Genomic DNA, 17,655 nt, shown 5'->3' with positions numbered 1-17,655 from the left:
GCGGACGGGCCCGATAGCGCCGGTGACGAGGGCCCCTGGTGGTTAGCGTCGTTGTGCGGTCTCGGACATGGACTGGATCGGATTCCTGCCGCGCTTGCGTGGGAACTGCATGCCCATAGGGCAGACGCAGGCCTTCGCCAAGCTTCGCGGTGAGGGGAGCGCAACGGCATCCGGACGCCGCCGGACGATCGAGGCTTCCCTTCAGGCCGCATCCACGCCAACTGAAAGGAAACCCCGTGCCAAACATTCATCTCCCATCGGACCGCTGCCGCAAAGGGCTCGCGAAGCGGCGCGGGATTGCCGTCACCGCCGCGCTCAACGTGGGCTTCACGCGTGAGGAAATCGTTGAGGTCATCGTGCAGACGCAAGCCGAAGGAGTATCTGCATGAAGCGCCGCATGTTGCTCGGTGGTCCTGCCGTTCTATGCGCAACCGCCGCCTTGACGATTGCCCGTGCTCAGTTGGCAAGTCCAGCGGCTTGGAGACTGGAGTCGCAGCCGATTCACGATGGCTTGAGTTCGCCGGTGGGCACAGGCTATGACCGCGCGGGCCAACTGTACGTGGCGAACTGGTCGGCTGGTACGGTGTTGCGCTTCTCGCCGTCGGGCGAGCGCAGTACCTTGGCCAGTGGGCTCAGTGGCCCCTCGGGCTTGGCAATCTCTCGGACTGGAGACATCTTCGTCGCGTCGTACAACGATGATCTGGTGTGGCGATTCACCCCTGAAGGCAAGAAAGCGGTCTTCGTGCGTGGGCTTGCGACTCCGGCCGGTCTGTCCTTCGACGCGCGTGGACGCCTGCTGATCGCCAATCGGCGTACGAACCAGATCCTGGCTGCCAATCCGGAGGGGCGCATCGAGGTCGCCGCCGAGGGCTTGCAAACACCGGTGGGTGCGGTTGAACTGGCCAACGGCGATCTGATGGTCAGCAACATCGCAGGGGGCATCTCGCTCGTGCGCTCGGATCGCCAAGCCCGCACGGTGAACGCCGACCTGCGTAGCCCCGGCCCCGGCATCGTGCGTGCGGCCGACGATGCGGTATATGTGGTGGACTACGGTGGTAGCACCGTTAGCCGAATCGACACCCAAGGGCGTCGCAGCATCGTGTCTGACGGGCTGTCCAGCCCGGTGGGGCTGACGCAGGCGCCCGACGGGCACCTGATGGTTGCGACGTGGGGCGCCAATGCGGTGTTCAGGGTTCGCCGATCCTGACTGGGGCAGGATGCCTTGAGGTCGCCGCTTTCAACTTGCGAGCGGCCATGGAGTGCAAACGAGAACGAGCAGGAAAGCCCTGATGCCGGGCGCAATCGGCACGCCATAGGATGACAGCCCATTTTCACCGGAGCCCTGCATGCCAACCACCGAGACGCACTTCGAACTGACCGCCAACGATGGTGTCACGGTGGAGGTCCATCGCTGGCAGGGCGCGACGCAGCGGGCCGTCATCCAGCTGGCGCACGGCATGGGCGAGCATTCGCTGCGCTACCGGCATCTGGCGGATGCGCTGGTGCAGGCCGGCTACGTGGTCTATGCGAACGAGCACCGCGGCCATGGCAAGGGCGCTTCAGAGCGCGGCGAACTGGGCGAGTTCGGACCGCGCGCGTTCGACGGGCTGGTGGACGACATGGCGCTGCTGAGCCACCACGTGCGCGGTGTGCATCCCGGGCTGCCGCTGATTCTTGTGGGCCACAGCATGGGCTCGTTCGCTACGCAGTACTACCTCGTCAAGCACAGTGCGCTGCTGGCGGGTGCGGTGCTCTCGGGCACTTCGGCGCTCGACCTGCTGGGTGCAGCCTTGCAGTCAGGCTTCAAGCTGGAAGACATGAACGCGGCGTTGCCCGAGGTTCGCACGCCCTTCGACTGGCTCAGCCGCGATCCGGCGCAGGTCGATGCCTACATTGCCGATCCGCTGTGCGGGTTCACAGTGTCGGCCGAGGGGCTGGGTTCGATGTTCGCGAATCTTGCCGACCTGACGTCTGCCGCGATGCAGAAGCACATTCGGCCCGAACTACCGCTCTATCTCTTCATCGGTGATGAGGACCCGGTCAGCAACAAGGCCGAGTGGTTCTATCCGCTGGTGCAGCGCTACCGCGAGGCGGGGCTGCGCGATGTGTCATGCCACGTGTTCGGTGGCGCGCGTCACGAGACGCTGAATGAGGTCAATCGTGAGGAAGTCGAGGCGGTGTTGCTGGCGTGGATTGCGCGGGTGGTGGGGAAGCGCTGAGCGCTGCCCCATCTACTTCCTGCAGTCGCCGCCGACGGACACGGTGCCGTCCTTGCATTCGGTGAGGATCGGTTCGCCCGACGATGTAGGCGGGACCGCCGGAGCCGAGCCCGGGCCGGTCCCGGCGTCCTTCAGGTACACGACCTTCTTGCTGCCGAGCTCGCAGCTGCCCACCACCTGGCCGCTCGCCGATGCGTTGGCATCGACGACGGTGACGGTGAAGCGCGCCACGCCGGCCGCGGCGATCTTCGATTCGACGCGGGTGCGCAGGGCTTCGCAGTCTTCGGCCCCGTGCGCAGTGCCCGCCGCGCCAGCCAGGGCCAGCGCGGCGGGAAGCATTGCGAGCCAGGGCTTCACGGCTGCCACCCGCTCGATACCCATCAGCCCTGGGCCGACGCCAGCGCCGCGTTGAGCGTGGCGCTCGGGCGCATCACGGCTTCGAACTTGGCGGGGTCCGCCAGGTAGTAGCCGCCGATGTCCACCGGCTTGCCCTGCACGGCCGAGAGTTCGTCGACGATCTTCTGCTCGTTGCTGGCAAGCGTGCCGGCCAGCTTCACGAACTGGGCCTGCAGTTCCTTGTCGTCCGTTTGCGCGGCGAGTTCCTGCGCCCAGTACATGGCCAGGTAGAACTGGCTGCCGCGGTTGTCGAGCTGGCCGGTCTTGGGCGACGGGTTCTTGTTGTTGTCGAGCAGCTTGCCGGTGGCGGTGTCGAGCGTCTTGGCCAGGATGGCGGCTTTCTTGTTGCCGGTCTTCAGGCCCAGGTCTTCCAGGCTCACGGCCAGCGCGAGGAATTCGCCCAGCGAGTCCCAGCGCAGGTGGTTTTCTTCCACCAGCTGCTGCACATGCTTGGGGGCCGAGCCGCCCGCGCCGGTCTCGTACAGGCCGCCGCCGGCCATCAGCGGCACGATCGACAGCATCTTGGCCGAGGTACCCAGTTCCATGATGGGGAACAGGTCGGTCAGGTAGTCGCGCAGGATGTTGCCGGTGGCGCTGATGGTGTCCAGGCCGCGCACGACGCGCTCCAGCGTGTAGCGCATGGCGCGCACCTGGCTCATGATCTGGATGTCCAGGCCCGAGGTGTTGTGCTCGTGCAGGTACATCTTGACCTTGGTGATCAGCTGCGCCTCGTGCGGGCGGTAGGCGTCCAGCCAGAACACCACCGGCATGCCCGAGTTGCGCGCACGGGTAACGGCCAGCTTGACCCAGTCGCGGATCGCGGCGTCCTTGACCTGGCACATGCGCCAGATGTCGCCTTGCTCCACGTTCTCGCTCATCAGCACTTCGCCGCTGTCCAGGTCGGTGATGTTGGCGACGCCGTCCTCCGGGATCTCGAAGGTCTTGTCGTGCGAGCCGTATTCCTCGGCCTTCTGGGCCATGAGGCCCACGTTGGGCACCGTGCCCATGGTCTTGGGGTCGAAGGCGCCGTGCCACTTGCAGAAGTTGATGATCTCCTGGTAGATGCGGGCGAAGGTCGATTCGGGCATCACGGCCTTCACGTCCTTCAGGCGGCCGTCGGCGCCCCACATCTTGCCGCCGTTGCGGATCATCGCGGGCATCGAGGCGTCCACGATCACGTCGTTGGGCGAGTGGAAGTTGGTGATGCCCTTGGCCGAGTCGACCATGGCCAGCTCGGGGCGGCCCTCGTGGCAGGCGTGCAGGTCGCGCTTGATCTCGTCCTGCGTGCTCTGGGGCAGAGTGGCGATCTTGTTGTAGAGATCGATCATGCCGTTGTTGACGTTGATGCCCAGCTCGTCGAACAGCTTGCCGTGTTTCTCGAAGGCTTCCTTGTAGAAGATCTTCACGCAGTGGCCGAACACGATGGGGTGCGAGACCTTCATCATGGTGGCCTTGACGTGCAGCGAGAACATGACGCCGGTCTTGTGCGCGTCCTCGATCTCCTTTTCATAGAAGGCCAGCAGTGCCTTCTTGCTCATGAACATGGAATCGATGACCTCGCGGTCCAGCAGCGCGACCTTGGGCTTGAGCACGATGGTCTTGCCGCTCCTGGTGATCAGCTCCATCTTGACGTTGCGCGCGCGGTCCAGCGTCATGGACTTTTCGCCATGGTAGAAGTCGCCGCCGTGCATGTGCGAGACGTGCGAGCGCGAGGCCTGGCTCCAGTCGGCCATGCTGTGCGGGTTCTTGCGTGCGTATTCCTTGACGGCCTTGGGCGCGCGGCGGTCGGAGTTGCCTTCGCGCAGCACCGGGTTCACCGCGCTGCCGGTGCACTTGTTGTAGCGCGCGCGGATGTCCTTGTCCTCGTCCGAAGTCGGGTTCTCCGGGTAGTCGGGGATCTTGTAGCCCTTGCCCTGCAGTTCCTTGATAGCCGACTTGAGCTGGGACACCGAGGCGCTGATGTTGGGCAGCTTGATGATGTTGGCCTCGGGCTTGAGCGTGAGCTTGCCCAGTTCGGCCAGGTTGTCGGACACCTTCTGGTCGTCGCTCAGGAATTCGGGGAATTCGCCCAGGATGCGGGCCGCCACGGAGATGTCGCTGGTGGCTACGTTGATGCCGGCCGGGTTGGTGAAGGCGCGGATGATGGGCAGAAACGCGTAGGTCGCCAGGAGGGGCGCCTCGTCGGTGAGGGTGTAGACGATGGTGGGTTGCTTCGAGCTCATGCGCTTGCTTCCGTAGATCCTGGGTTGTCGGGTTGGCTGGAACTTCCGGCGGAAAGAGGGATAGGGGTGTTTTCGCCGGAATCCCCGATTGTCGCCCGGCTGGGGCCGGGTTCGGCCAGACGGGGCCCGATGACCCCCTTCGGCGGGCGTTTTAAGGCGCCGGGCGGCCGGCTTCAGCCCAGCGGCAGCTCGACGGTGCCCGCGAGCGGCACCGTGTCGACACGCGCCGCGCTGGCCACGATGACCGCCTGTTTCGACTGCGCCGCAAAGCCGGTGAGCGTGGCCCACAGGCAGCGGGTCGACGGTGCATCGAGCCCGGCCGTCGGCTCGTCGAGCAGGATGAGCGGGCGGCCCGATGCAAGCCCGGCCGCCATCCACACCTTGCGCTTCGAGCCTGTCGAGAGCATGAACATCTTCTTGTCCAGATGCGGGGCGAGCGCAAAGCCGTCGGCAATGGCCTGCCACTTCGCTTCGCTGAAGCCAGCGTCGCCCTCGACGAGCGAGGTCGTGCATTCGCGTGCGGTGAGCTGGTCGAAGCGGTCGGTCACCGGATCGACGAAGAACACCTGGCGGCGATACGCCTCGGGCGCGGCATCGAGGCTCGCCCCCGCCACCGTCAGCCGCCCGGCGGCGGGCAGCGTGCCCGCGATCACCTGGAGCAGCGCCGATTTGCCGGTGCCCGTGTCGCCAAAAATCAGCGTGATGCCCGGGCCGATGGATGCGTTCCAGTTCGACACCAGCGCAGGCTGGTCAGGGTAGGCAAAGCGCAGCGCATCGATCCGGAGGAGGGGAGCAGAAGAGAGATTCATGGTCGGAGCCGACTTTAGCAAGCGACCCTCGCGCAACGCCCGGGCCGTGGCTACCATTCGGCTCCATGAAAAAGCTGTTGCCGCTGCTGCTCGCCCTGCCGTTCGCCGCCCCCGTGCTTGCCGCGCCGTCCGCGCAGGTGTTCGATGCCGTGAAGAAGCCCGAGTCGCTCGATGCGCAATGGCGAGCGCACCTCTGTGCCTTGCTGCCGCAGCCCTGCGACGTGCAGGAGCTCGGCCTGTACCGCCCGCGCGGCGCTTCGCCCAATGACTACGTTGTGCTCTCTGGCGAGCCGTTGGTCATGGCGCGCATCAAGCGAGGCGCCGATGCGAAGAGCTGGCAGCTCGATCGCCTCCATGACTTCTCGGACTATGTGCAAGGCCTGAAGAAGGACGCCGACCGACCCGACACGCACCTGTCGCTCGCGCCCGCGCTCTACCCGCTGGCCGAGGGCAAGTGGGCCGTGGCCGTGCTGCAGACCGTGTTCGAAGGGTATTCCGGCGGCGGCGCCTCGTTCGACACGGCCGACTTCGTGCCGCTCGAAGGCGGCAAGGCTGTGCAAGAAGGCATTCCGTTCTCGTGCTTCAAGATGATCCGCGCCTGCTTCAGCGAGAAGGAATACAAGACTTCGAAGCACTGCCACGACGAAAGCAACGGCAGCCTGCGCATCGCCTACGGCGAAGCCGCGAAGCCGGGCGCGCCGTACGAGTGGCAATACACCTGGCTGCAGAGCGAGTGGCCGCAGAACGAGCCGAAAAGCTCCGCGAGCACCACGCGCATCCGCTTCACCGCGAAGACCACCGAGCGCGCGGATTTCTGCGGCGGGCCGCAGTAAGGAAGCAGACCTGCTCAGTGCCGGGGCACGGTCGTCGTGCCCACGTGCATCGTGCGGCCGGCGCCCAGCCCCGCGATGACGAGCGCGATGCCCAACCCGATGAAGAGCCACGACGAGGCGCGAAAGCTCCCCGTCCAGCCGTGCAGCAGCCCGGCCACCAGCGGACCGAAAGCCGCCACCATGTAGCCCACGCCCTGCGCCATGCCCGACAGGTGCGCGGCCACGTGCGAGTCGGGCGAGCGCAGCACGATCATCGTGAGCGCCAGCGCGAAGGTGCCGCCCTGCGCGATGCCCAGCAGCACGGCCCAGGCCCATACCCCGAGTGGCCCGCCGAGCGGCGCGAACAGCATCGCCAGCATGGCGCCCACCGTGAGCATCGCCAGCACCACGGCCAAGCCGCGCTGGTTGCGCAGCTTCACCGCCAGCGCCGGCACCACGAGGCAGGTGACCACCTGAGTCATGACCGACAGCGACACCACGTAGCCGGCCGTTTCGCTACCTAGCCCGCGCTCGCGCAATATCGGCGCGAGCCAGCCCATCACGATGTAGGCGAGGGCTGATTGCAGCCCCATGAAGAAGGTGACCTGCCACGCCAGCCTGTCGCGCCACAGGCCGCGCACGGTGAAACCCGATTCGCTCGCCACCGGCTTCAGCGGCAGCGCCTGCGGCGCCCAGATGAGTGTGACCAGCGCGGCCGGCAGCGCCCACATTGCGAGCGCCATGGTCCAGCCGCCGCCCATCACGTGCTCGATGGGTACCGTGAGGCCGGCGGCGCTGGCCGCTCCGCCGCACACGGCCATGGTGTACAGGCCCATCATCAGCGCTGCCTGCGCCGCGAAGTCGCGCTTCACAAGACCCGACAGCAGCACGTTCGACACCGCGATGCCGCTGCCCGCGATGGCCGAGGCCAGGAACAGCAGCGGAATGTTGCCGGTGCCGCGCAGCACCGTGCCGACCAGGATCAGCACCATGCACGCGAGCAGCGTGCGCTCTGTGCCGAAGCGCCGGCCCAGGCCGGGCGCGAGCGGCGCGAACACGCCGAGGCAGACGATCGGCAACGTGGTCAGCAGGCTCGCGGCGGTGGACGAGAGCCCGGTGGCCTTGATGATTTCCGGCAGCACCACCGAGAGGCTGGCGAACACCGGGCGCAGGTTGAAGGCGATCAGCACCACGCTCGCGCCGAGCAGGATTCGGCGGGCGAGGGTGGGCGCGGGTGTGGGGCGCGGCATGGGCAGGCTGTCGGCTTCGGCGTCGATCAGCAGGTCGTTGCTTGCATGGCGCGCGGTGGCGCCGTTGCCCGACGCTAGAGCGGCTGAATTCATCACGTGCCCAGCGCCAGCGCGTTGATCATCGGCGCCATGAAGGTGCGCACCGCCGCGGCGGCCACGTCGGGGTCGCGGCTGGCAATGCCTTCGACGATGGCGCGGTGCGCGGCCACGTCGGGCTCGGGCAGGCTGCCGCTGCCCAGCGAGCTCGCGATGGTCTCCTTGATGTAGCCCGTGATGAAACGGCAGGTTTCGGCCAGTGCGAGATTGCCCGACACGTCGACGATGGCGAGGTGAAAGGCGAGGTCGCGTTCGATGAAGCCCGCGCCGTTGTCGCTGGCGTCGAACGCGCCGCGCTTGTCGAGCAGGGTGTGCAGGCGGCGCAGGTCGCGCGCCGTGTGACGCACGGCGGCAAGCCGCGCGGCCTCCACTTCGAGCGCGCGGCGCACTTCAAACTGGTCGCGCAGGCTGGCCAGGCGCATCTTCTGCAGGCTGGAAGACGGGTCGAAACCCGAGCGAACGTAGGTGCCCGAGCCCTGCCGCACTTCGAGCAGCCCGCGCGACACCAGCGTCTTGACCGCCTCGCGCACCGTGCCGCGGCTCACGCCCAGCAGTTGTGCGAGCTGCGGCTCGATGGGAATGCGGGAGCCGACGGCCCAGCGGCCGGCGGAGATTTCGGCGCGGATGCTGTCTGCGGCGGTGTCCGCCAGGGAAGTGCGAGGGGCTTGGGCGAGCATCAGGTGGGCCTGGTCATTCAATGATTGGACGAATTTTGCCGTCCAAAGCCCGGACTGTACATCCGGTGATTGGCCCGGACGGCAACCGGGCCAATCACCGGCGCGCGCTTTTCGTCACCACGCCCGCGCCGCGCACTTCGAGCCGGCGCTGGTCGACCACCTTGCCGCTGGCGTCCACCAGCTCGATCACGTGGCGCCCCGGCCAGGGAAACCACTGCACGCTGTTGCCGCGCGCAAACGGCTTGCCATCGACGCGCCACTGCACGCCGCGGCCTTCCGAGTCGAAGCGCACGCGCTGGCGCAGGGGCGGGATGTCGGGGTCGAGCGCGATGATGGTGCCGTCGGTCGGCGCGGTGATGCGCGCCGAGACGGTGTCGGCCGCCATGCCGGTGTCGAGCGCGAACAGCGGCTGCTCGGTGCCTTGCAGGAACCATTCGCTGCGCGCCGCTTCGAGCGGGTTGCCGTCGGCGCCGGGGCCGAAGCTCACGCGCGCTTCGACGAGACCCGGCGGCGGCGCGGGCGCGCGGCTCGGCTCGCGTGCGTGCAGGAAGCGCATCACCTCGGCCCACACCGGCGCGGCGCCGCTGGTGCCGCTCACGTCCCACATCGATTCGCCGCTGGCGTTGCCGACCCACACGCCCACCGTGTAGCGCTGCGACCAGCCCACGGCCCAGTTGTCGCGCATGTCCTTGCTGGTGCCGGTCTTCACGGCCGTCCAGAAACGGGTGGAGAGGATGCTGTCGAGGCCGAAGGTGCGCGTGCGCGCGTTCGGGTCGGAGAGGATGTCGCCGACGATGAAGGCGGCGCGTGGGTCGAGCAGCGGCGGGGCGCTTGTCTTCGTCTTGTCCGCAGGCACAGGTGGCCGCGCGGTCAGGGTCGTCGTGCCGTAGCGTCCGCCGTTGGCCAGCATGCGATAGGCATTGGTGAGCGACAGCAGCGACACCTCGGCGCTGCCCAGCGCGAGGCTGTAGCCGTAGTAGTCGCCGCTCTCGCGCAGTGGCAGACCGGCGGCGCGCAGTTCGCGCGCGAAGGCCTCGGGCGACACCATCACCAGCGTGCGTACCGCCGGCACGTTGAGCGAGGCGGCCAGCGCGGTGCGCGCCGACACCGGGCCCTTGAAGCGGCGGTCGTAGTTCTGCGGAATGTAGAGGCCGCTGGCGGTGCTGATCTGCGCCGAAGAGTCCTCGATCAGCGAGGCCGCGGTGATGCGCCGCTCGGCAATCGCCTGGCCGTAGAGCAGCGGCTTGAGCGTGGAGCCGGGCTGCCGCAATGCGGTAACGCCATCGACCTCGGCGGCCTGGCTCAGCGGACCGGAGGAGCCGACCCAGGCGAGCACTTCGCCCGTTGCGTTGTCGAGCACGACGAGCGAGCCGTCTTCCACATGGCGCTCGCGCAGTTCGCGCAGGTGGCGCTGCAGGGAGTCGAGCGCAAAGCGCTGCAGCGGTGCGCGCAGCGTGGTGCGCACACCGACTTCCTTGTCTTTCTCCTTCGGCCGCTGGGGGAGGGCCGGGGTGGGGGCTGCTCCCGCATTCGCGTCCCTCAGTTCCCGCAGCACACGTCGCGCTGCATGTGGCGCAATCCCCTCGTTCGCTTCGAAGGCCTTTCGCTGCACCGCCGCGCTGGTGAACATGTCGAGCGCCTCGCAGTCGGTCTTCTGCTGCGGCTCCATTGCGCGCAGCACCTCGCAGGCGCGCTGCGCCACCACGGCGGGCTTGGCATTCGGTGCACGCACCAGCGCCGACGCAACGGCCGCCTCGCGTGCATCGAGCCCGCTCGGAGCCTTGCCGAACAGCGTGCGCGAGAGCGCGTCGATGCCCACGATCTCGCCGCGGAACGGCACGGTGTTGAGGTACGCCTCCAGGATCTGGTCTTTGCGCCAGTTGCGCTCCAGCTGCGCGGCCGCCACCGTCTGCCCGATCTTCTGCGTGAAGCTGCGCCCGCCCGAGTTGCGGCGCAGGTCTTCGTCGAGCAGGCCCGACAGCTGCATCGTGATGGTCGAGGCGCCGCGCGTGCGCGTGTTCCACAAGTTGCCCCAGGCAGCGGCCGAAGCTGCGCGCCAGTCGATGCCGCTGTGCTCGTAGAAGCGCTTGTCCTCGCTCAGCACCATGGCCGTGCGCAGCGCGGGCGACACATCGGCCAGCGCGGTCCACTGGCCGCGACGCACGGTGGGGTCGGTGCGCACGCGCTGCAGCAGCTCGCCGTTGCGGTCGAGCACTGCGGTGTCGGACGAGCGGAAATCGCGCTTCACTTCCTCGAAGCTCACGAGAGCCCAGGCAGGGTGCGCGCAAGCCACGGCCAGCAGGGCAGCGGCGAGGGTCTTGCGGGCGGGAATGAGGGGCGCGAGCTGCATCGAAAAGATTCGTGTCCGAAAGGCGTGAGGCCACGACATTCTCGGCGATGCACCACGGGAACCGCGCCTACTCCCGGACGGGCGGCCCGCCGCCTTGCCGGAGCTGGAACTCCGGCTCAGAGTTCTCTACAGGTTCCACATCCGGTAACGAACTTCACGCGGGGGCTTCAATGCGGAAACCCAACGCGTACCGGCGTGGCCTTCAATGCAGTACCGGCTCGCAGGAGGCGAACCCCGGTTTCACAAACACTCCAAGGAGAACTCACATGACGAAGACATTGGCGATCCTGCTGGCCGCATCGGCCATCCTGGCCGGCTGTGTGGTCGCACCCTACGACCGTCCGCCACCGCCGCGTGGCCAGCACTACGGCGACCGCGATCGCGACGGCGTGCCGAACCGCTATGACAGGGACCGTGACAACGACGGCGTTCCCAATCGCTACGACCGCAATCCGAACAACCCGTACCGCAACTGATCGACGAGAAACAAAAAGGCCGCGAAGCATGGCGCTTCGCGGCCTTTTTCACGGGCTGCGCGGGGTGGCTACACCGGCCGGCGTGCCATCAGAGCCCAGACGCCCGCCGCGCTCAGCAACGAGCCACCCGCGAAGTTGAAGCGCCGCTGCGCGCGCGGCGACGACAGCAGCTTGCGCGCCGATCCCGCGAACACCGCATAGAGCGTGGCATTGGTCGCTGCCAGCACGACGAAGGTGACGGCCAGCACCCAGAGCTGGCGTGTTACGTCGGCCGCCGGGCTGATGAACTGCGGCAGGAAGGCCACGAAGAACACGATGCCCTTCGGGTTCAGCGCCGTCACTAGGTAGGTGTTGGCGAACAGGCGCAGCCGCGAGGCGGGCGCGGCCGGCGCGGCGACTTCGGTGGACGAGATGCCCGCGCGCAGCAGCTTGATGCCGAGGTACAGCAGGTACAGCCCGCCCACGCACTTGACCACCGTGAACCAGAAGGCCGATGTGGCCAGCAGCGCGCCCAGCCCCAGAAGCGACACCACCAGCGCCGTCGAGTCGCCGAGCGCCACGGCCGCTACCAACGGCACGTTGGCACGGCGGCCGTGCGACATGGAATAGCTGATCACCGTGAGGATGGTCGGCCCCGGAATGATCAGCATGACGGCGGAGGCCGCGACGAAGGCGAGCCAGAGTTCGATGGGCATGTGCATATCTCCAGATGGTGGGTTGTGCGGGAAGCGATTCTCTTCGTCAGATTCCGATGGCTGTGCGCGCGATGTGCCAGGTGCCGCGGTGTCCGTCCACGTAGCTTATCGGCGAGTTGGCGAGGTCGTCGAGGTCCACGTCGTCCAGGCAGGTCACGTTCACGCCATAGGCGCTCGCGCCGGTCTCGGGGGAATGGCCCACGCCGAAGGAGCGCACGCTGCAATGCCTGCAGACGATGTAGTGGCTGTTGCGGGTGTCGAGCATCTGCTCGCTGAGTTCGGATTCGCCTTCGATCAGCCGGAAGGCATCGGTCGCGACGATGGCGGGCCAGAAGCGGGTCTTGGTGCAGATCGAGCAGTTGCAGCGCAGGGTGCCCAGGCTCAGGTCGATATCGGCTTCGAATCGAACGGCGCCGCAATGGCAGCCGCCCGTGTAGGTCTTTTTCATACGCTCGGAATTCGCATGGTGGTGCTTTAGAGCACCATATCAAAGGCGATGCCGCTACGCTGGCGGCAGGTTATCCGGCAGGGCTGCTGCCGAAGCGCATGGCGGCGCGGGCCCTGGCGCGCTCGGCCTCGATGGCGCGGTCGCGCGGCTCGGCCGTGGTGACCAGCGAGTCGATCAGCCGCGCCGCGGTGGCGGCCACTTCATCGACCGCTCGCTCGAAGGCTTCCTCGTTCGCCCTGGACGGCACGCTGAAGCCGCTGAGCTTGCGCACGAACTGCAGCGCGGCGGCGCGGATCTCTTGCTCGGTGGCGGGCGGCTCGAAGTTGTAGAGGGTCTTGATGCTGCGGCACATGGGCACTCTCCATTTGGTTCATGCGCGACATTCATGCACGGATTCGCGCTTCCAGTTGCTGTTCAACCGCCGGCCACTCGTCGTCGATGATGCTGAAGCGCACCGAATTGCGCTTGCGGCCGTCGGGCATGATGCGTTCGTTGCGCACGACGCCTTCCTGCTTCGCACCGAGCCGCAGGATGGCCGCGCGCGACTTGGCATTGATCTCGTCGGTGGTGAGCTGCACGCGCACGCATTGCAGTTCTTCGAAAGCGTAGCGCAGCATCAGCAGCTTGGCCTCGGTGTTGACGAAGGTCTTTTGCCACGAGGCCGCGATCCAGGTGCTGCCGATTTCCAGCTTGCGGTTGACGCGGTCGATCTTCCAGAAACGCGTGGAGCCGATGACCTTGCCGGTCTCGCGCAGCACGGTGGCAAAGGGCATCACGGTGCCGGCGTCCCGGCCGGCGAGGGCGTTGCCGATGTAGGCGTCGACGGTTTCGGCCGAAGGCACGACGGTGAACGGCAGGCTCCAGAGTTCGCCGTCGGAAGCGGCCTCGACCAGCGCCGCCGCATCTGAAGCGAGCAGCGGGCGCAGCGTAAGGCGGGGGCCGGTGAGTGAAGGTTGCGCGAGCGACATGAACAGGACGATAGCCGATGGCCCGGGGGCAGGGCAGCCACCAGTGGACGGCGGCGGGCCAATGCCCATAATGTGCCGGTCGTCCCAAGCCCCATGGCGTGGAGGAAAACCAAGATGTCTGCTGCCATGTTTGCCGCCCTGTTCTTCACGGTGGCACTTCTCGTCACGACGGCTTACTTCATCATGGGTTCCATCCCGCTCCTGGTGCTGAAGCACGACACGCCGCTAGACGCCCGCTTTGTGCGTGGCTTCTTCAACATCTATTACCGCGCCGCGTTCCTTACCGCGGCTGCAACGGCGATCAGCTTTGCATTTGCGGGTCGCCCGGGGCTTGCGGTGGGTGCTGCGGCGCTGGCGTTGATTGCCATCGCGCTGCGCAAGAAGGTCATTCCCAAGATGGACGCGCTCGGGGAGCAGATCCAGTCCAACTACATGGATGCGATCCCGGGATTTCGCAGGACTCACATCACCGCAATCCTGATCAACCTCGCCCAGCTCGTGGCGATCGTGTGGAGCCTCATCGCCCTGAGCCGGTAAAGGGCGGCTCAGGGGGCGATGAAGCGGGCCGCACGCTCCGCCACCATCACCGTCGGCGCATTCGTGTTGCCCGAAACCATGCAAGGGAACACCGAGGCATCGGCCACATACAGGCCTTCGATGCCATGAACCTTCAGCGTCGGGTCCACGACTGCCAGATCGTCGATGCCCATCTTGCAGGTGCTGGTCGGGTGATACAGGGTGGATGCGTGACCGCGAACGAAATCGCGCAGCTGCGCATCGGTGACCGCGCCCGCACTGGCCGAAATCTCATCGCCGAGGTGTTCGGCGATGGGCGCCTGGCGCAGGATCTCCCGGTTGAGGCGGATGCCTTCCACCAGAAGCTGCAGGTCGCTGCCCTGCGCGTCGCTGAAGTACCGCGGATCGATGGCCGGCGCCTCGAGCGGATCGGCGGAACGCAGGCGCAGCTCGCCGTGGCTCTGCGGTCGCTGCAGGACCGAGAAAAGCGTGATGCCCGGGCCTGCCGAGAGATGGCGGTTGTGGTCGCGGTTGGCGCTCGGGATGCAATAGAGCTGCAGGTCGGGGTCGCCGGTGCCGAGTCCGACGCGCGCGAAGCCCCCGCATGAAGACCAGTTCGAGGCGAGCGGTCCGCTGCGGTCTTGCTCCCACAGCTTCATGTGAAGCGCCGCCTCTTCGTCCGAAGCCTGTGCAATGCCGAACCGCTCGTGCGTGGCACAGGTGATGGAGGCGTTGACGTGGTCCTGCAGGTTCTTGCCGACGCCGGGCAGGTCGATCAGCGGGCGTATGCCGACACGGGAAAGCTCGTCGGCCGCACCGATGCCCGAGTTCAGCAGCAGGTGAGGCGAGCCCACGGCGCCTGCACAGAGCACCACCTCGCAAGAGGCGGTAACGCGTCCGGGAACCCCGTTGTGAAGAAACTCCACGCCGGTCGCCCGCGTACCTTCGAAGATCAGGCGCAGGAGCGTCACGCCAGTGTGCAATGACAGGTTGGAACGCGCCAGCGCGGGCGCCAGGAATGCACTGCCGGTGCCGAAGCGCGCGCCGTCCTTCACCGTGGCCTGGAACAGCCCGACGCCTTCCTGGCCCGGGCCATTGAAATCTTCGTTGGCCGGCAAGCCAGCCGCCTGCGCGGCCTGCAGCCAGAGGCGCTCCACCGCGTCGACGTGCGCGATGTCGGAGACGACCAGTTCCCCTTCGCAGCCATGCAGGGGCGAAGCCGCAAGCCGAAGGTTCTGCTCGGACCGCTTGAAGAACGGCAGCACCTCCTTCCAGCTCCACCCGGCGCATCCGGCCGCTGCCCAGCGGTCGTAGTCGGAGGGCAGGCCGCGCATGTAGATCATCGCGTTCAGCGCGCCCGATCCGCCGACCATCCTGCCTCTGGGCCAGTACAGGCGCCTTCCCTTGCAACCCGGCTGCGGCTCGGTATGAAAGCTCCAGTCCACCTCAGTGTTCAACATCGACGACCACAGCGCCGGAATGCTGGAGGCGCGGGGCGCGGCCCTGCCCGCCTCGAGCACCAGCACATTGCGGGCCGGATCGGCCGAGAGCCGGTTCGCCAGCACGCAGCCTGCGGTGCCGGCACCCACGATGATCGTGTCGTACGTCTTCAAAGCGCCGGATGCCGCTGGTGCCAGTCGGTCGCCTGCTGAAAGGCCCAGCCCGCGCGCACAAGCAGTTCTTCCTCGAAATGGCGGGCGACGAACTGGAAGGCAACCGGCGTGCCGGCCTCGGTGAAACCGCCCGGCAGCGTGATGGTGGGGCTGCCGCTCATGTCGAAGGGGCAGGTGTAGCGCAGCATGGCGGACATCAGCGCGGCGTCCTCGCCGAAGGTGGCCATGCGTGCGAGCGTGGGCGACGCCACGCCGTGGGCCGGGACCAGCAGCAAGTCGATGCCCTCGAACATCGCCCGCACCCGGCCGCTGAAGGCATGGCGGTTCAGCACGATCTTCTGGTAGTCCATGCCGCTCTGTGCGCGGCCGAGGTCGAGCAGGCCGGACAGGGCCGGGCCGTACATGTCCTTGCGTGCGGGGTAGGTCGACTCGTGCACCACGGCCGCCTCGATGCCGCAGAGCGGAAACCAGTCGGCGATGACCTGCGCCGGGTCGGGGAAGGCAATTTCGCGCACCTCGGCGCCGAGCTCGCGCACAGCCGCGAGCGCGCCTTCCATCACTTTCAGGGTCTGCGCATCGACGCCCTCGCCATTCCAGCGTGCATCGATGCCTACGCGCAAGCCGCGCAGGCCCCGCTGCATTCCCGCCAGGTAGTTGGGCACGGCCGCCAGGCTCGCGGTCGGGTCCTTGGGGTCGGCGCCAGCGATGGCACCGAGCATCGCGCCCGCATCGGCGGCGCTGCGCGTCATCGGGCCGATGTGGTCGAGTGTGGCGGCCAGCTCGAAGGCGCCGTGGCGGCTCACGCGGCCCCAGGTCGGCTTGAGGCCGGTGAGCCCATTGGCGGCGCTGGGGAAGCGGATCGAGCCCCCCGTGTCGGTGCCCAGCGAGCCATAGCAAAGTCCCGCCGCGGTCGCGACGCCCGAGCCGCTGGACGACGCACCCGACCAGTGCGCCGCATTCCACGGATTGACCGGCGGCGTGACCGTGGGGTGGTGGTCGGCATATGCGCTCTCGGTGAGCTGCAGCTTGCCGAGGATCACGGCGCCCGCCTCGCGCAGCCTGCGCACGGCCGTGCCGTCTTCGGTGGGCACGAAGTCCCGGTAGAGCGTCATGCCGGCGGCGGTGGCCACGCCCTCGGTCCAGCACAGGTCCTTTACCGCGACCGGCACGCCATGCAGTGGCCCTCGGATCTGTCCCTTTGCGATCTCGGCTTCGGCGCGGCGCGCTTCGGCCAGCGCCTGCTCGGCCATCACGATCGCGTAGCTCTTCAGCGCGCCGTCGACCTTTTCGATGCGGTCGAGTTGCGCTTGCGTGACCTCGACCGGCGAGAGCTCCTTGCGCTGGATGCGCTGGCCGATGTCCACCAGCTCGAGGTAATGCAGTTCGTTGCTCATCCATGGACTCCTGTGTATTGACTCATGATTTCGAAATCGCCGAGGTGCTCGCGCGGAATCTCCCCGCCGATCTGGCCGCGCTTGATGACGAGCACCCGCTGCGACACGGCGGCGATGAATTCGAGGTTCTGCTCCACCAGCACGATCGTGAGCTTCATGCGGTCGCGCAGCGCCGCCAGCGTTTCGGCGATCTCCTCGATGATCGAAGGCTGGATGCCTTCGGTGGGCTCGTCGAGCAGCAGCAGCGTGGGCTTTCCAGCCAGCGCGCGGGCCAGCGCCAGCAGCTGTTGCTCGCCGCCCGAGAGCGAACCGCCGGGCCGTTCGAGCAGCGGCTTGAGGCGCGGAAAGTCCTCCAGCAGTGCCTCGATGGTGTGCAGCGTGCGCTCGCCGGTCTTCACCAGGCCCATGCGCAGGTTGTCCATCGCGCTCAGCGTCGGAAAGATCTCGCGTCCCTGCGGCACGTAGGCCATGCCCAGGCGGGCTCGCGCATGCGGCGCGAGGCGCGTGACGTCGGCATCGCCGAAGCGCACGGTGCCCGATGTGGCACGCAGTGCGCCGATCAGCGTGCGCAGCATGGTGGTCTTGCCCATGCCGTTGTGGCCGAGGATGCCGACCGATTCGCCCTGGGCGATCTTCAGCGAGATGTCGTGCAGCACGGGAATGGCCCCGTAGCCTGCGTGAAGACCCGATACGTCCAGCATGTTGTGGTGCGCC

At 67.3% G+C, this 17,655-nt stretch carries 19 protein-coding genes; 6 read left to right on the top strand and 13 right to left on the bottom strand.

Annotated elements, in window-relative coordinates:
- Nucleotides 1-236: 236 nt before the first annotated feature.
- The 3 genes from ACSFCA_RS05395 (at nt 237) to ACSFCA_RS05385 (ending at nt 2,219) form a co-directional block, all read left to right on the top strand.
- Nucleotides 237-389 (top strand): hypothetical protein, encoded by a 153-nt coding sequence (locus ACSFCA_RS05395; protein WP_435458867.1) that lies wholly within the window; start codon nt 237-239, stop codon nt 387-389.
- Nucleotides 386-1,207 carry a Vgb family protein gene (locus ACSFCA_RS05390; RefSeq protein WP_435458866.1) on the top strand — a complete coding sequence of 274 codons (822 nt, stop codon included), beginning with the start codon at nt 386-388 and terminating at the stop codon, nt 1,205-1,207. Before ACSFCA_RS05395 ends, ACSFCA_RS05390 begins: the two co-directional genes overlap by 4 nt.
- 139 nt (nt 1,208-1,346) lie before the next feature.
- Complete coding sequence (locus ACSFCA_RS05385; RefSeq protein WP_435458865.1) at nt 1,347-2,219, top strand: alpha/beta hydrolase; 873 nt, start codon at nt 1,347-1,349, stop codon at nt 2,217-2,219.
- A 12-nt stretch (nt 2,220-2,231) separates the two neighbouring features.
- On the opposite strand, the gene ACSFCA_RS05380 is transcribed toward ACSFCA_RS05385, so the two are convergent.
- The 3 genes from ACSFCA_RS05380 to ACSFCA_RS05370 all read right to left on the bottom strand — a co-directional run bounded on the left by ACSFCA_RS05380 (nt 2,232) and on the right by ACSFCA_RS05370 (nt 5,646).
- Complete coding sequence (locus ACSFCA_RS05380) at nt 2,232-2,600, bottom strand: DUF1161 domain-containing protein (RefSeq protein ID WP_435476333.1); 369 nt, start codon at nt 2,598-2,600, stop codon at nt 2,232-2,234.
- Nucleotides 2,600-4,837 (bottom strand): NADP-dependent isocitrate dehydrogenase, encoded by a 2,238-nt coding sequence (locus ACSFCA_RS05375; protein WP_258350777.1) that lies wholly within the window; start codon nt 4,835-4,837, stop codon nt 2,600-2,602. Before ACSFCA_RS05375 ends, ACSFCA_RS05380 begins: the two co-directional genes overlap by 1 nt.
- A gap of 173 nt (nt 4,838-5,010) precedes the next feature.
- Entirely contained in the window at nt 5,011-5,646 is a 636-nt protein-coding gene (locus tag ACSFCA_RS05370) for an ABC transporter ATP-binding protein (protein ID WP_435458863.1), read from the bottom strand.
- 65 nt (nt 5,647-5,711) lie between these two features.
- Between ACSFCA_RS05370 and ACSFCA_RS05365 the strand changes: the two genes are divergently transcribed.
- Nucleotides 5,712-6,479: a hypothetical protein gene (locus ACSFCA_RS05365; protein WP_435458862.1), complete on the top strand. Its 768-nt coding sequence runs from the start codon at nt 5,712-5,714 to the stop codon at nt 6,477-6,479.
- A gap of 14 nt (nt 6,480-6,493) precedes the next feature.
- Here the strand turns inward: ACSFCA_RS05365 and ACSFCA_RS05360 are convergent, their stop codons facing one another.
- From ACSFCA_RS05360 to pbpC, 3 genes are all read right to left on the bottom strand, one after another.
- A complete protein-coding gene (locus ACSFCA_RS05360; RefSeq protein ID WP_435458861.1) occupies nt 6,494-7,801 on the bottom strand; it encodes a CynX/NimT family MFS transporter in 1,308 nt (435 codons plus the stop codon).
- Nucleotides 7,801-8,481, bottom strand: a complete 681-nt coding sequence (locus ACSFCA_RS05355; protein ID WP_435458860.1) for a FadR/GntR family transcriptional regulator — start codon at nt 8,479-8,481, stop codon at nt 7,801-7,803. The genes ACSFCA_RS05360 and ACSFCA_RS05355 overlap by 1 nt, the downstream gene beginning before the upstream one ends.
- 94 nt (nt 8,482-8,575) lie before the next feature.
- Entirely contained in the window at nt 8,576-10,831 is a 2,256-nt protein-coding gene (gene pbpC, locus ACSFCA_RS05350; RefSeq protein WP_435458859.1) for a penicillin-binding protein 1C, read from the bottom strand.
- 266 nt (nt 10,832-11,097) lie between these two features.
- Between pbpC and ACSFCA_RS05345 the strand changes: the two genes are divergently transcribed.
- Nucleotides 11,098-11,307, top strand: a complete 210-nt coding sequence (locus ACSFCA_RS05345; protein ID WP_093049198.1) for a thrombospondin type 3 repeat-containing protein — start codon at nt 11,098-11,100, stop codon at nt 11,305-11,307.
- Between the two features lie 68 nt (nt 11,308-11,375).
- On the opposite strand, the gene ACSFCA_RS05340 is transcribed toward ACSFCA_RS05345, so the two are convergent.
- The 4 genes from ACSFCA_RS05340 to ACSFCA_RS05325 form a co-directional block, all read right to left on the bottom strand.
- Complete coding sequence (locus tag ACSFCA_RS05340) at nt 11,376-12,002, bottom strand: LysE family translocator (protein ID WP_435458858.1); 627 nt, start codon at nt 12,000-12,002, stop codon at nt 11,376-11,378.
- A 46-nt stretch (nt 12,003-12,048) separates the two neighbouring features.
- Nucleotides 12,049-12,450, bottom strand: coding sequence for a GFA family protein (locus ACSFCA_RS05335; RefSeq protein ID WP_435458857.1), 402 nt, complete (start codon nt 12,448-12,450; stop codon nt 12,049-12,051).
- Nucleotides 12,451-12,520: 70 nt separating this feature from the next.
- On the bottom strand, nt 12,521-12,802 hold the full coding sequence (locus tag ACSFCA_RS05330; RefSeq protein ID WP_435458856.1) for a DUF2277 domain-containing protein: 282 nt from the start codon (nt 12,800-12,802) through the stop codon (nt 12,521-12,523).
- Nucleotides 12,803-12,833: 31 nt separating this feature from the next.
- Nucleotides 12,834-13,418, bottom strand: a complete 585-nt coding sequence (locus ACSFCA_RS05325; protein WP_258350769.1) for a GNAT family N-acetyltransferase — start codon at nt 13,416-13,418, stop codon at nt 12,834-12,836.
- Nucleotides 13,419-13,532: 114 nt separating this feature from the next.
- Here ACSFCA_RS05325 and ACSFCA_RS05320 point away from each other — a divergent pair, with 114 nt between their 5' ends.
- Nucleotides 13,533-13,955 (top strand): hypothetical protein, encoded by a 423-nt coding sequence (locus ACSFCA_RS05320; RefSeq protein WP_435458855.1) that lies wholly within the window; start codon nt 13,533-13,535, stop codon nt 13,953-13,955.
- Nucleotides 13,956-13,963: 8 nt separating this feature from the next.
- Here the strand turns inward: ACSFCA_RS05320 and ACSFCA_RS05315 are convergent, their stop codons facing one another.
- Genes ACSFCA_RS05315 through ACSFCA_RS05305 form a run of 3 tightly spaced genes read right to left on the bottom strand, consistent with a single transcriptional unit; the run spans nt 13,964 to nt 17,642 of the window.
- Nucleotides 13,964-15,547, bottom strand: a complete 1,584-nt coding sequence (locus tag ACSFCA_RS05315) for a GMC family oxidoreductase (protein WP_435458854.1) — start codon at nt 15,545-15,547, stop codon at nt 13,964-13,966.
- Nucleotides 15,544-16,941, bottom strand: coding sequence for an amidase (locus ACSFCA_RS05310; protein WP_435458853.1), 1,398 nt, complete (start codon nt 16,939-16,941; stop codon nt 15,544-15,546). Before ACSFCA_RS05310 ends, ACSFCA_RS05315 begins: the two co-directional genes overlap by 4 nt.
- Nucleotides 16,938-17,642, bottom strand: coding sequence for an ABC transporter ATP-binding protein (locus ACSFCA_RS05305; RefSeq protein WP_093049219.1), 705 nt, complete (start codon nt 17,640-17,642; stop codon nt 16,938-16,940). Before ACSFCA_RS05305 ends, ACSFCA_RS05310 begins: the two co-directional genes overlap by 4 nt.
- Between the last annotated feature and the right edge of the window lie 13 nt (nt 17,643-17,655).

The sequence above is a fragment of the Variovorax multivorans genome (genome assembly GCF_051216835.1).
Lineage (GTDB): Bacteria > Pseudomonadota > Gammaproteobacteria > Burkholderiales > Burkholderiaceae_C > Variovorax.
Note: the sequence above shows the minus strand (reverse complement) of the source record. Positions and strands in the feature narration are given on the sequence as shown.

What these genes read in the sequence shown, in the direction of transcription:
- ACSFCA_RS05390 (WP_435458866.1), top strand. Translation starts at nt 386, where the DNA reads ATGAAGCGCCGCATGTTGCTCGGTGGTCCTGCCGTTCTATGCGCAACC.
- ACSFCA_RS05385 (WP_435458865.1), top strand. Translation starts at nt 1,347, where the DNA reads ATGCCAACCACCGAGACGCACTTCGAACTGACCGCCAACGATGGTGTC.
- ACSFCA_RS05380 (WP_435476333.1), bottom strand. Translation starts at nt 2,600, where the DNA reads ATGGGTATCGAGCGGGTGGCAGCCGTGAAGCCCTGGCTCGCAATGCTT.
- ACSFCA_RS05375 (WP_258350777.1), bottom strand. Translation starts at nt 4,837, where the DNA reads ATGAGCTCGAAGCAACCCACCATCGTCTACACCCTCACCGACGAGGCG.
- ACSFCA_RS05370 (WP_435458863.1), bottom strand. Translation starts at nt 5,646, where the DNA reads ATGAATCTCTCTTCTGCTCCCCTCCTCCGGATCGATGCGCTGCGCTTT.
- ACSFCA_RS05365 (WP_435458862.1), top strand. Translation starts at nt 5,712, where the DNA reads ATGAAAAAGCTGTTGCCGCTGCTGCTCGCCCTGCCGTTCGCCGCCCCC.
- ACSFCA_RS05360 (WP_435458861.1), bottom strand. Translation starts at nt 7,801, where the DNA reads ATGAATTCAGCCGCTCTAGCGTCGGGCAACGGCGCCACCGCGCGCCAT.
- ACSFCA_RS05355 (WP_435458860.1), bottom strand. Translation starts at nt 8,481, where the DNA reads ATGCTCGCCCAAGCCCCTCGCACTTCCCTGGCGGACACCGCCGCAGAC.
- pbpC (WP_435458859.1), bottom strand. Translation starts at nt 10,831, where the DNA reads ATGCAGCTCGCGCCCCTCATTCCCGCCCGCAAGACCCTCGCCGCTGCC.
- ACSFCA_RS05345 (WP_093049198.1), top strand. Translation starts at nt 11,098, where the DNA reads ATGACGAAGACATTGGCGATCCTGCTGGCCGCATCGGCCATCCTGGCC.
- ACSFCA_RS05340 (WP_435458858.1), bottom strand. Translation starts at nt 12,002, where the DNA reads ATGCCCATCGAACTCTGGCTCGCCTTCGTCGCGGCCTCCGCCGTCATG.
- ACSFCA_RS05335 (WP_435458857.1), bottom strand. Translation starts at nt 12,450, where the DNA reads ATGAAAAAGACCTACACGGGCGGCTGCCATTGCGGCGCCGTTCGATTC.
- ACSFCA_RS05330 (WP_435458856.1), bottom strand. Translation starts at nt 12,802, where the DNA reads ATGTGCCGCAGCATCAAGACCCTCTACAACTTCGAGCCGCCCGCCACC.
- ACSFCA_RS05325 (WP_258350769.1), bottom strand. Translation starts at nt 13,418, where the DNA reads ATGTCGCTCGCGCAACCTTCACTCACCGGCCCCCGCCTTACGCTGCGC.
- ACSFCA_RS05320 (WP_435458855.1), top strand. Translation starts at nt 13,533, where the DNA reads ATGTCTGCTGCCATGTTTGCCGCCCTGTTCTTCACGGTGGCACTTCTC.
- ACSFCA_RS05310 (WP_435458853.1), bottom strand. Translation starts at nt 16,941, where the DNA reads ATGAGCAACGAACTGCATTACCTCGAGCTGGTGGACATCGGCCAGCGC.
- ACSFCA_RS05305 (WP_093049219.1), bottom strand. Translation starts at nt 17,642, where the DNA reads ATGCTGGACGTATCGGGTCTTCACGCAGGCTACGGGGCCATTCCCGTG.